Below are 12,671 nucleotides of genomic sequence, written 5' to 3' on the forward strand. Positions count from 1 at the left end.
TACACATTAGTGCATGAATATTCCAAAAAGGAACCATAAAATAGCCCTTATCGGCTACACGTTAAGCAGTGGCGGACTCGAGCGCGTAATGTCATCGCTGTCGGTTTATTTTGGCACTCAGGGGATTGATGTTCACAATATCGTGTTGGTAGATGATGTAGAATATCCTTATTCCGGAACCCTGGTGAATATCGGAAAAATGAAGGAGCAGCACAAAGGTATTTTCGGGAAGTTGCATCTGATGTTGTTTTTAAAAAAATATCTTCAGAAGGAAAAATTCGACTTTATCATAGATTTTCGTTACCGGATCAAGCCTTTTCAGGAAGTGCTGATGGCTAATTGGGTTTATAAAATGAAAACAATATACACGGTACACAGCGGAAATACAGCCACCTATATTCCGGAAAATAAATTTTTAGCCAATCTTATCTTTAAAAAGAAGTATGCCGTAGTTTGCGTATCGGATGCTATAAAAAGCAAAGTGGATGAAACGTATGGTTTCGGCAACACGCTTCGGATCTATAATCCAATAAATGAATTAGAAGTTCGTGAAAAAGCTGAAGAAAGAATTCCATTCGAATTTCAATACGTGATCGGAATGGGAAGATTTGATCATAAAAACGTAAAACAATTTGATCGGTTGGTTACGACTTACCTCGAATCTCAACTTCCTCAGAAAAACATACATCTGGTTTTGATCGGGGAAGGAGAGAAAAGAACAGAAGCAGAGCAATTGGCCAATAATAACCCGAAAATCCATTTTTTAGGATTCAAACAAAACCCTTACCCGTATCTGAAAAATGCATTGTTTTTGATTGTTTGCAGTAAATATGAAGGTTTTCCGATGTCGGTTACCGAATCAATGGCCTGCGGGACTCCGGTTGTGGCTTTCGATGGCATTTCAGGACCGAACGAAGTGATTGTAAATGAATCGAATGGGTTATTGGTGGACAATCAGGATTTTGACGATCTGAAAATAAAAATGAATCGATTTGTGAGCGAACCGGATTTGTACCAAAACTGTAAAAAACAGACAGTTCCTTCAGTTGAAAGGTTCTCGACTGACAAAATCGGAAAACAATGGTTGGATTTGATGAAAATTGAAGTACTTTCGTAATATGAACATAGAACTGATTTCCCTTCCTAAAATTGAAGAGCGCCGAGGAAACCTTTCTGTAATTGAAGGTGACACGATTCCGTTTGATATCAAAAGAGTTTATTATTTATATGATGTTCCCAGTGGTGCCGAGCGAGGGGGACACGCTCATAAAAAACTGAAGCAATTTTTGGTGGCTTTGAGCGGTAGCTTTGATTTAATTCTTAAAAATGGGAAAGAAGAGAGGGTAATTACTTTAAATAAACCAAACGAAGGACTGCTCATAAATCCAGGTATATGGCGTGAAATAAAGAATTTTTCTTCTGGTTCTGTTTGCCTGGTAGTAGCTTCAGCTCAATTTGAAGAAGCTGACTATATCAGGGAATACAAGGAGTTTCTAAACTACATTAATGATACACAGTAAAATTAATCCCTACTTTATTTAATACACGTTTGATTTTTAAGAGGGTTCTCAAGAAAAGACCAGGTAAATGAAAAAGTAATCGGGTTTTAAAACCAATATTCTCTTTATCGACTTCTTTAAGGTAGAACTGACTCTTATGAGTATCACCAAACATATGATAATGCAATGCATACTCAACGCGGTAGAGGTCCAAAAAGTTTTTTAAGGATTTATTATTCTTTTCAGCTTCAGAAAACTGACTGAAATCCATAAGTTTTTTTCTTGTAATAGGTGTTTTGGATAATTGGTTTTCCAATGAAAAGTTATATTCCAACGTATACGTTCCAGTAATCGCAACATGATGTTTAATGGCAATTTTAGTAAACAGTTCCAAATCCTGTCCGCTGCTTACTTCCGGATTAAAAAGCATATCAGTATTCAGAATAGTTTTGGGAATCGCTAAAGCAGAAGTCAGACCAACCCTGAATTTCATACTGGACGCAAAGTAATCGGGCAAAATTCCTCTGTAATTGTCCTGAACACTGTCTTTGTATGAAATCGCTATGATGTTGTTTTTTGAAATTTTCATCAGATAGCGGCTGCAGTATAATCCGCAATCTGGGAAGTCAGTATATAGTTTTGCCAGTTTTTCCATATGGTTCTCAAACCATACATCATCTCCATCTAAAAAAGCGATTAGACTGCCTGAAGCTTTGCTAATACCTGAATTCCGTGCAGAAGCGGCTCCTTCATTTTTCTGGTGAAACAAGTGAATTCGTGAGTCTGAAAATTCCAGTACTTTTTCAACACTTTTATCTGTTGAGCCATCGTTTACAATTATGATTTCAAAATCAGTAAAGGTTTGGCGCAAAACGGATTCCAAAGTTCTCCCGATGCTGAAGTCTTTGTTGTAAAGCGGAATAATCACTGAAATCAAAGGCATAATCAGGCTTTTAGAAATTCCAAATGGCTAATTTTTTTAAACAACAGTTCTTTTTCTTTTACATAAGGGCTGTTAAGCGTATTGTTGGCATCAATTTCAGGGAGCTCTTTTTCAGCAACTCCGTTCTTAACAAAGAATAAATTATTTCCATAAGCATTCGATCCTACCAAACGGTAATTTTTTTCTTTGCCTAATGTAACCAATGCATGGGTTGAAGCGCCGTAATACAAATCGTTGTTTGGATTTTTATCGCTGTTATGCTGGTAGGGAACAATCAGGTTCTGATTTCCGAAGGCAACCTGACTTTCAATGATTACTACTTTAGGTTCCACCACGTCCAGGGCTTTCCAGATCCAGTAATCATTACTGTCAATATCTATCGATAATAACTCTATTTCACCGGTGAATTTTTCAGCAGCAATAATATCATTGATGTTTTTATCGGTTACTATGGAATGAATGAATTTAGGTTTATATGTCCACGGATTAGGGTATTTCGAATAGAATTTTTTGCCGATGGACAACGCTTTATTGTCGGCATCAATGAAAAGTCCGGACCAGCCGAAATTAATGGCAAAATTGGCGCAATTGCTGTTGATTCCGTCATCGGCACCTATGTCTACGAATCGTTTGTTCCCCATTCCGATTACTGAAAAAAGGTACAGCAGTTTTCCGTCTTCCTCGAATTGGGAAAAAACCTTGAAACCAGTATCGTTGAAATCCGGTAAATTTCCAGATTTCATTCTGTCTTTATAAGAATGAATAAGCTGAATCTGGCCAATTTGAGTTGCAGGAGAGAATTTGTCCTTCAGCCAAAAGGCATAAAAATATTTTTTCAGAGTTTGTTTGATGTACCCTTTTATCATTCGGCGTCCGTTACGAAATAAGTAAATTAGAAATCATAAATGTAAAAATAGTACTTTTGGATTCAAATGAGACAAACCGAGTTAAATATTATCAGTTTTGATAATCCGTATCCACCGAATTACGGAGGTGTGGTTGATGTTTTTTATAAAATCAAAGCGTTGCATGAAGTTGGATGCATAATCCATCTCCATTGTTTTGTAAAGGAAATACCGACCGAATTCGAGGAACTGAAAAAATACTGCAAGTCGATTTATTTTTATGAAAGTACCCGCAATCCATTTCACTTTTTTAACAGGATGCCGTTTTCGGTGATTTCAAGGAGTAATCCTAAATTGGTTGAAAATATTGTAAAGACAAATGCTCCGGTATTATTTGAAGGATTGAAAACAACCTGTCTTGTTAGGGATATCCGACTTCTGGATCATAAAAAATTCCTTCGTCAGCATAATATCGAACACAATTATTACAACGGGATAGCTAATAGCGAAGAAAGTTTCCTAAAAAAAATGGCGATGTATAGGGAGAGTAGTAAGTACAGGAAGTATGAATCGGTTCTAGCTGAATTTGAAAAGGTATTCACACTTTCAGAATTTGAAAACGACTATTGCAACAAAAAGTTTCATAATGCGGAATATATTCCGGTTTTTCACGGAAATGCCACTATTGCGAATTTAAATGGTTTCGGACAATACGCCTTCTATCATGGCGATCTTAATACGTCGGATAATAGAAAAGCAGTCGTTTTTTTAATTTCAGTTTTTGAAAAAAATCCAGAATACAATCTGGTCATTGCGGCGGGTTCGAATGAAGAATTTGTCCGTAATCAAATAGGTTCTTCGCTTAATATCGAATTCATAAAACTGACCAATCATAGTCAGTTGTTAGAGCTGTTTAAAGAGGCTCACATAAATATTTGCTGGTCGTTTCAAAAATCAGGTACCAAACTGAAATTGATAAACTCCCTTTTCAATTCACGGTTTTGTGTGATCAACGATAACATCATCGATGATGAAAAGGTAGAGCAATTATGTGAAAAAGTGTCTGATGAACAACAACTCATGGAAACCATTAAATCGCTTTTCACAAGACCTTATGAAGTATCGGATGCCAGAAAAGAAATCCTGGAATCACGATTAAACGATCTGCAAAATGCAAATCAACTAATGAAAGCTATTTTCGGGAATGATTAAATGGTTCTCTGAACTACCTCAAACAACGTTTTGTCCTCACATTTCAATGTTTTGGAAGGATATTTCATGATTAGCGCATAATCGTGCGTTGCCATGATAATGGTTTTTCCGTTTTGGTTGATTTTTTTCAGTACTTCCATTACTTCCACGCTTGTTTGCGGATCCAGATTTCCTGTTGGTTCGTCGGCTAAAATCAATTCAGGATCATTAAGAAGGGCGCGGGCAATGGCAACACGCTGTTGTTCCCCTCCGGAAAGTTGGTGCGGCATTTTTGAAGTCATGGATTTCATGCCTACTTTGTCCAATACTTCTTCAATTTTAACCTGAATTTCTTCTTTTTCGCTCCATCCGGTAGCTCTTAAGACAAATTCAAGATTATCGTGAACATTTCGGTCCGGCAATAATTTGAAATCCTGAAAAACAATACCCAGTTTACGTCTTAAATACGGGATATCATCTTCTTTTAAAGAATTTAAATCATAGTCAACGATGGTTCCGTTGCCTTCCGTAAGTGGTAAATCGGCATATAATGTCTTCATAAAACTACTCTTCCCCGAACCGGTTTTCCCAATTACATAGAGAAACTCACCGTGTTTAACGTCAAGGTTCACATTGGCCAGAATGGCATTGTGCTCTTGATAAATGGTAACATCTTTAAGGGAAAGTATCGTTTGTGACATGTCGCGTGATTTAATTTTTGTAAAAGTAATAAGTAGAACGAATTTAATCAAAAAAACGTGTGAAAAATATTTGACTTATTCTAAAAGAAGGGAAAAGAAAAAAGGGAAAAGGGATAAGAGGAAAAGTATTGCGTATGAAACAGAGACAAGAGACAAGAATCAAGAGACAAGAAAAAAGATAATCGCTAAAAAAAACTGATTCAAAATACAGCAACAATATTCCGCGATTTCCAGATAGCTGTTTTTTTGCCTCTTGTCTCTTGATTCTTGATTCTTTTCCCTTCTCCCTAATTTTGTTGAAAACCCTTATAATAAACACTTAAAGTTGCACGTTAATAACGACAGGAATTTGATATATTTGAATTTTAAAACGCCCGTACTATGCGAAAACTGAATAAGTTTCTCTATACTTCCCTGATTTTGAGCTCTGTGAGTCTTTCTGCACAGCAATCCAGCATCTACACTTATGAATTGACTGATTTTGACAAGGCCGTTGCGCTGTATAAAGATCATCAGTATGATGCAGCCCAAATCCTGTTCAACAGGGTGAAATCTTCAAAAGTAAGTTATGAAGTAAAATCGGATTGTGCTTATTATGCGGCAAACTGCGCCATTCGTTTGGAACAGGCCGGAGCCGATAAGCTGATTGAAAATTTCGTGGAGAACTATCCGACTTCTTCAAAACAAAATCAGGCTTTCATAGAAGTAGCGCATTATTATTTTGCGCAGTCCAATTATCCGCAAGCTTTAAAGTATTTTGATAAAGTGGACGAAAGTTCCATGTCCAACGAAGAACGGGAGCGATTCAATTTCCAGAAAGGGTATTGTTATTTTTCGGCCAAGAATAAAAAAGAAGCCGATAAATATTTTAATAAAGTTGTGAATTCAAAAGAATTCGGTTCACAGGCAAAATACTATTTAGGATTTATGGCTTATGAGACCGATAATTACAAGGACGCCAATAAATACTTTGACCAGGTTCAGGATCAGGAAAAATATAAGGAAAAAATGTCCTATTTCCAGGCTGATATGAATTTCAAATTGGGCAATTTTCAAAAAGCCATAGATTTAGGTGTTCCTCAATTATCGAAATCGAATGCCGAAGAGAAATCGGAATTGTCTAAAATCATAGGGGAGAGTTATTTCAACCTAAAACAATATGACAAAGCACTTCCGTATCTTTTAAATTACAAAGGAAAAAAAGGAAAATGGAATAACACCGATTTCTACCAATTGGGATACGCTTATTACAAAGCCGGTGATTATGAAAATGCCATTGCACAGTTCAATAAAATCATTGAAGGCCAGGATAGTGTAGCTCAAAATGCGTACTATCATTTAGGGGAAAGTTATCTGAAAGTAGGAAAAAAACAGGAAGCCTTAAATGCTTTCAAGAATGCTTCCGAAATGGAATTTGATCTTAAAATCCAAGAAGATGCTTATCTGAATTACGCCAAAATCAGTTACGAAATCGGGAATCCATACCAAAGTGTGCCTGAAGTATTGCAGGCCTATTTGGCAAAATACCCGCAAACGGCATATAAACAGGAAGTTGAAAACCTGTTGATCAATTCATACATCACTTCTAAAAATTATAAAGAGGCGTTGACGTTGCTGGAAAAAAATAAAAATCCGCAAAACCGTCCGGCCTATCAGAAGGTTACGTTTTACCGCGGTTTGGAATTATACACGGATGGAAATTATAATGAGGCTTTGAATCTGTTCAAAAAATCTATAGCTGAACCCCGAGATGCTAAATTTACTGCCAGAGCTACTTTTTGGAAAGGGGAAACCGAGTACAATTTAGATCAGTTTAGCGATGCTTTAATGAGTTTCAAACAATTCATGGGTTCAGCAGAAGCTAAAAATGTCCCTGAAGCTAAAAATGCAAGTTACAATTTGGCTTATACTTATTTCAAATTGAAAGAATATGAAAATGCGGCAACTCATTTTCAGGATTTCATCAATACGGAAAAGAGCGATAAAGTCCGTCTGAATGATGCTTATCTGCGAATGGGAGACAGTTATTTCGTTACCTCAAAATACTGGCCGGCCATGGATGCCTATAATAAGGTGATGGAATTAAAAGGAGTTGATGATGATTATGCTCATTTCCAAAAAGCGATTTCATACGGATTTGTTGGTAAAAACGATTTGAAAATCGAAAACCTGAACTCGTTCATGAAAAAGCACCCGGATTCTAAATATGCGGATGATGCATTATACGAATTAGGAAATACCTACGTAACCCAAAATAACGTATCCAAAGCGGTGGAAGCTTACGATCGTCTGATTGATGGCTACAAAGAAAGCTCTTATGTTTCCAAAGCAATTTTACGTCAGGGATTGGTGTATTACAACAACGATAAAGATCAGCAGGCATTAACGAAATTCAAGGAGGTAGTTTCCAAATTCCCACGGACGGAAGAAGCCAACGAAGCGGTTTCAACTGCCCGCCTGATTTACATGGATAACAATAAAGTAAATGAATATGCAGCCTGGGTAAAAACCTTGGATTTCGTGGAAGTTTCCAATGCCGATTTAGATAACGATACCTATAATGCTGCCGAAAAACAATACTTGCAGAACAATGCAAAACAGGCTATTTCCGGTTTTAGCGGTTATCTGGCTAATTTCCCTGAAGGTCTGCATGCGCTGAAAGCCAATTTCTATCTGGCACAGTTATATTTTGCTGACGGATTGGGAACTACGGCAATTCCGAATTATGAATATGTCATCGGTAAATCCAGAAACGAATTCACCGAGCAGTCGTTGGCGCGTTTAAGCGAAATTTATCTGAAAAACAAAACCTACGATAAAGCGGTTCCGGTCTTACAACGATTGGAAACAGAAGCCGATTTCCCGCAAAACGTAACCTTTGCGCAATCCAATCTGATGAAATGTTATTATGAACAGAAGGAATTTGCTAATGCCGTTGTATACGCTGAAAAAGTGTTGGCGAATCCTAAAACAGATGACAAAGTGAAAAGTGATGCGCAAATCATCGTAGCCCGTTCGGCCATCAAAACCAATGACGAGGTGAAAGCAAAAGAAGCTTATGCTAAACTACAGAAGATAGCAAAAGGGGAATTGGCTGCCGAAGCTTTATACTACGACGCTTATTTCAAAAACAAGGAAGGAAAATTTGAAAAATCCAATGAAGTGGTTCAAAAATTGGCCAAGGATTATTCCGGATATAAATATTTCGGAGCCAAAGGATTAATCGTCATGGCGAAAAACTTCTACGGACTGAAAGACAGTTTTCAGGCAACCTATATTCTGGAGAACGTGATTAAGAACTTCGCTTCATTTGATGATGTCGTTACAGAGGCCCAGACCGAACTCGATTTCATTAAAGAGGAAGAAGCGAAACGTAATTCATCAATAACAAAATAAGAAGACAGAAAAATAGAAGGAAATTTAAAAATATCGGAATTGAAATAATTGCAGATTCTTATCCCTTTTCCCTTATCTCTTTTCCCTAAAAAAATAAATATGATCAAGACATTCAAATATTTAACGGCCATTGGTTTTCTTTTTACAGGATTGCAGACTTTTGCGCAAAAGAAAGACGAGAATATCGGAACGGAAGTAGTAAATGTGGTGAAGCCTTACACGCCAACCATTTCCGATGCTTTCAAAGTAAAAGAAACTCCGGTTATAGAGGATGAAACCAATACACAAAAAGAAGAAATAAAATACAATATTTTCTCATTTCCGGTAGCATCAACTTTCACTCCGGCAAAAGGAAGGGCAGCAGACGTGGATAAGGAAGCAAAAGAACGCCTTTTTAAAAACTATGCTACTTTAGGAGTTGGAAATTATGGTACTGTAAACGCCGAATTGTTTGTGACACAGGAGTTAAGCAACAATGATTATGTAGGAGGAATGCTGCGTCATTTGTCGTCTCAAGGCGGAATTGACGACGTTGTATTAGATGATGATTATTACAATACGGCGTTAGATATAACATATGGCAGCCGAACACGCGACATAGACTGGAATGCCGATTTAGGTTACAAACACCAAATGTACAACTGGTACGGTCTTCCAACAGAATTTGTGACTTTTTCCGACGATGTGATTAATTCGATTGAAGAACAGCAAACCTATCAGACAGTTACTTTAGGTGCCACAGTCGATGTGAAAGAAGGATTGATGAATGAAAGTCCGATGCTGTTTAAACGTTTCTGGGATTCTCACGGTTCTGAAGAGAACAGATTTTTTATCAAACCTGGATTTGATTTTGAAGTGGAGAATTATAAATTCAAAGCCGATATTGTGGCCGATTATGTAGGTGGAAGTTTCGAAAAAAATTATTTTGATAGTTCAGAAATGAGCTATAGTTATTTGAATTTTGGCGTAATTCCTTCAATTTTATTGCAAAAAGACGATTTGTCTGTTCAGGCAGGGGCTGGTTTTTTCTATAGTCGAGGAATTTTCAACGATGAAACAGATGATAATTTTTATATCTATCCTCAAATAAAAGCTTCTTATAAGATAGTGGGCGATATTATGATAGCTTATGCAGGAGCGGAAGGAAATCTGAAACAAAACTCTTTTGCCGACTTCGTGGAAGAAAATAAATTTGTATCGCCAACGCTTGTCGTAGCACCAACTAATCAACAGTATGATATTTATGTTGGGCTTAAAGGGAAATTAGCCAATACGGTAGCTTTTAATGTAAGAGGTTCGTATATGGCAGAGGATGATAAAGCATTTTTTGTTGCTAATCCATTTGACTCAGCCACTATAGATGGAGAAGGTTATGCTTATGGGAATTCCTTCGGAGTGATTTATGATGACTTGAAAACAGTGAGTTTCTTCGGGGAGCTGAAAATGGATTTCTCCAAAAATGTAAGTTTCGGAGTTAACGGAACGTTTAACAGTTATTCAACCGATCAGAAAGAAGCATGGAACTTACCGGAATTGAAAATCGGAGCCGATTTAGATGTTGATATTACTAAAAAATGGTATGCGGGAGCCGATATTTTCTTCGTCGGAGAACGTAAAGATGTTGTGATGTACGAAAACACATTTGATCCAGCAAGTGTTCCTTTTGCGGAAATAGTTACTTTAGACAGCTACTTCGATTTAAATGCACATCTGGGATACAAGCACAGTGAGCGTTTAACAGGTTTTCTTAAGCTAAACAACCTTGCGAACCAACAATACGAACGTTGGGTGAATTATCCGGTTCAGGGATTCCAGTTTTTATTGGGAGCGAACTATAAATTTGATTTTTAAAATTAGGCGCAAAGTGGTAAAGGTAATAAGGAGCTTGGGTTTTAGACTAAACTAATAATTTAGTGACCTCACTGTTCCAGCGCCTTAACACCTCAAAACCTCAAAGTCTTAGCGCTTCAGTACTTTAGTATCTTTCTAAAATGACCTTCAAAGAGAAAATAGTAAATCATCATTTAACCTTGCTTCAGGACAAGATTGATGTATATCGCGATATGATTTCCGGTCTGGCCGATGATGCACAAAACGATGCTAAAAGTTCAGCCGGAGACAAACACGAAACTGCTTTATCTATGATGCATCTCGAACAGGAAAAATTGAGTGCAAAACTTCAGGAAGCCATTAAATTTAAAGCGATTTTAAGTAAAATTGATGCATCGGTTTCCGGTAAGATTATTGCTGTTGGAAGTTTGGTAAAAGCAAACGGATTGCAGCTTTTTATCAGCGCCGCTTTGCCTAAAATAACCATTGATGGTGTTTCGGTTTTGGCACTATCGCCGCAATCTCCTTTAGGTTCACAAATTTTGGGAAAACAAATCGGGGATACCGTTGAGGTTAATGGTTCCCGATTTGTGATTGAAGATGTTCTCTAATTTGCTAAATTAGTAGCATAACATCAGACCCAAAATTATGATTGAAGTTGTAAGGGGAGACATTACTAAAATTAAGGTAGACGCAATAGTTAACGCAGCCAATTCGTCCCTTATGGATGGGGGCGGAGTCGATGGGGCCATCCACAGAGCTGGCGGAAATGCTATTTTGGAAGACTGCAAAAAGATTGTCGCAAAACAAGGAGGATGTGAAACCGGAGAGGCGGTAATTACCACAGCAGGCGAACTCCCTGCACAGTTTGTAATTCATACGGTCGGCCCGATATGGTACGGCGGAAACAATGATGAAAACCAAAAACTCGCCAACTGCTATAAAAACTCACTGAAATTAGCTGTAGAAAACAATTGCAAATCCGTTGCGTTTCCAAGCATCAGTACGGGGGTATACCGATTTCCAAAAGAAGCTGCAGCACAGATAGCAGTCAAAACCGTTTCTGAATTTTTGTCAAATCATTCAGAAATCGAAAAAGTGCTGTTTGTTTGTTTTGATGATGAAAACGAGTCCTTAATTAATAGGGAACTATCCAAAATATAGGGACATATAAAACAGCTGGATGAAAATGGATCTAAAGTCTTGATTCCGAGCCAGTTCTTTATTTGTAATCCTAATCTTTAATTAATATCTTTGGGAAACCAATTTTTTCTGTCTTTCCAAAACTGACAGGAAACACAAAACTTCTGAAAAATGAAATTTAAAATCACTCTTCTTTTCGTGTTGATCACTTGCATGGCTAATGCCCAAAAGCAAACTGTCGATCTTATCATAACCAATGCGACAATTTATACAGTAAATAAAAAATTCGATAAGGCTGAAGCTTTGGCCGTTTCCGGAGGTAAGATCGTTGGGATAGGGAAAGCGGCTGAAATAAATGAAATGTTTAGTTCGGATGATTTTTACGATGCAAAAGGTAAATTCATCTATCCGGGGTTCTACGATGCACATGCTCATTTTTACAATTACGGCATGAACCTTCAGACGGTAGATTTGCGTGGAACAAAAAGTTTCGACGAAGTAATTGAAAGAGTAAGTCAGTTTCGCGGAAAAAGAAAAATAGCATACATCCAAGGCAGGGGCTGGGATCAAAACGACTGGGCAGAAAGAGAATTTCCCAATAATCAAAAGCTTGACATGATTTTCCCGGATATACCTGTAGTGCTTACGCGCATAGACGGTCATGCGCTGATTGCTAATTCGGTTGCGTTAAGAATGGCCGGTATAACTCCAAAAACGAAAATAGAAGGTGGTCAGATTGAAGTTAAAAATGGTGCACTTACTGGTGTTTTAGTCGATAATCCAATGGAACTGGTATATCAAAAAATGCCAAAGCCATCCAGAGCTGAACAAATAAACGCGCTTCTGTCAGCGCAAAAAACAATGTTCGATTATGGTTTGACAACAATAAACGAAGCAGGATTGGATCGCGATGTCATCAACCTGATTGATAGTTTACAACGCCAAGACCGATTGAATATCAACATCTATGCAATGGCCATGGCATCTAACGAGAACTTGGATTATTACCTTAAAAAAGGGATTTATAAAACCGATAAACTCAATGTGCGTTCCTTTAAATTCATGGGAGATGGTGCTTTGGGATCGCGTGGTGCCTGCCTGCACAAACCTTATACGGATAGTC

At 37.5% G+C, this 12,671-nt stretch carries 11 protein-coding genes; 8 read left to right on the plus strand and 3 right to left on the minus strand.

Annotation, left to right across the window (positions count from 1 at the left end):
• Window positions 1-13: 13 nt before the first annotated feature.
• Together VLB74_RS07980 and VLB74_RS07985 are read left to right on the plus strand one after the other, a co-directional pair.
• Entirely contained in the window at window positions 14-1,117 is a 1,104-nt protein-coding gene (locus VLB74_RS07980) for a glycosyltransferase (protein WP_325202927.1), read from the plus strand.
• Between the two features lies 1 nt (window position 1,118).
• Window positions 1,119-1,520, plus strand: coding sequence for a sugar 3,4-ketoisomerase (locus tag VLB74_RS07985; RefSeq protein WP_325202928.1), 402 nt, complete (start codon window positions 1,119-1,121; stop codon window positions 1,518-1,520).
• Here VLB74_RS07985 and VLB74_RS07990 read toward each other — a convergent pair.
• Both VLB74_RS07990 and VLB74_RS07995 read right to left on the minus strand, forming a co-directional pair.
• On the minus strand, window positions 1,504-2,442 hold the full coding sequence (locus tag VLB74_RS07990) for a glycosyltransferase family 2 protein (RefSeq protein WP_325202929.1): 939 nt from the start codon (window positions 2,440-2,442) through the stop codon (window positions 1,504-1,506). The two genes, VLB74_RS07985 and VLB74_RS07990, sit on opposite strands and share 17 nt — an antisense overlap.
• Window positions 2,443-2,444: 2 nt before the next feature.
• Window positions 2,445-3,308 carry a hypothetical protein gene (locus tag VLB74_RS07995; RefSeq protein ID WP_325202930.1) on the minus strand — a complete coding sequence of 288 codons (864 nt, stop codon included), beginning with the start codon at window positions 3,306-3,308 and terminating at the stop codon, window positions 2,445-2,447.
• A gap of 66 nt (window positions 3,309-3,374) precedes the next feature.
• Between VLB74_RS07995 and VLB74_RS08000 the strand changes: the two genes are divergently transcribed.
• Window positions 3,375-4,499, plus strand: a complete 1,125-nt coding sequence (locus tag VLB74_RS08000; RefSeq protein WP_325202931.1) for a glycosyltransferase family protein — start codon at window positions 3,375-3,377, stop codon at window positions 4,497-4,499.
• On the opposite strand, the gene VLB74_RS08005 is transcribed toward VLB74_RS08000, so the two are convergent.
• Window positions 4,496-5,179: a cell division ATP-binding protein FtsE gene (locus tag VLB74_RS08005; RefSeq protein WP_325202932.1), complete on the minus strand. Its 684-nt coding sequence runs from the start codon at window positions 5,177-5,179 to the stop codon at window positions 4,496-4,498. The two genes, VLB74_RS08000 and VLB74_RS08005, sit on opposite strands and share 4 nt — an antisense overlap.
• Window positions 5,180-5,560: 381 nt before the next feature.
• Here VLB74_RS08005 and VLB74_RS08010 point away from each other — a divergent pair, with 381 nt between their 5' ends.
• From VLB74_RS08010 to VLB74_RS08030, 5 genes are all read left to right on the plus strand, one after another.
• Entirely contained in the window at window positions 5,561-8,575 is a 3,015-nt protein-coding gene (locus tag VLB74_RS08010; protein ID WP_325202933.1) for a tetratricopeptide repeat protein, read from the plus strand.
• Between the two features lie 99 nt (window positions 8,576-8,674).
• Complete coding sequence (locus VLB74_RS08015; RefSeq protein ID WP_325202934.1) at window positions 8,675-10,426, plus strand: TonB-dependent receptor; 1,752 nt, start codon at window positions 8,675-8,677, stop codon at window positions 10,424-10,426.
• Window positions 10,427-10,566: 140 nt separating this feature from the next.
• Entirely contained in the window at window positions 10,567-11,016 is a 450-nt protein-coding gene (locus VLB74_RS08020; protein ID WP_325202935.1) for a hypothetical protein, read from the plus strand.
• Between the two features lie 37 nt (window positions 11,017-11,053).
• The gene (locus tag VLB74_RS08025; RefSeq protein WP_325202936.1) at window positions 11,054-11,569 is read left to right on the plus strand and encodes an O-acetyl-ADP-ribose deacetylase; all 516 of its coding nucleotides are present in this window, start codon (window positions 11,054-11,056) and stop codon (window positions 11,567-11,569) included.
• Window positions 11,570-11,719: 150 nt separating this feature from the next.
• Window positions 11,720-12,671 (plus strand): amidohydrolase (locus tag VLB74_RS08030; RefSeq protein ID WP_325202937.1); only part of this gene is annotated, 952 nt, incomplete at its 3' end.

It is taken from the genome of Flavobacterium sp., from assembly GCF_035456225.1.
Lineage (GTDB): Bacteria > Bacteroidota > Bacteroidia > Flavobacteriales > Flavobacteriaceae > Flavobacterium.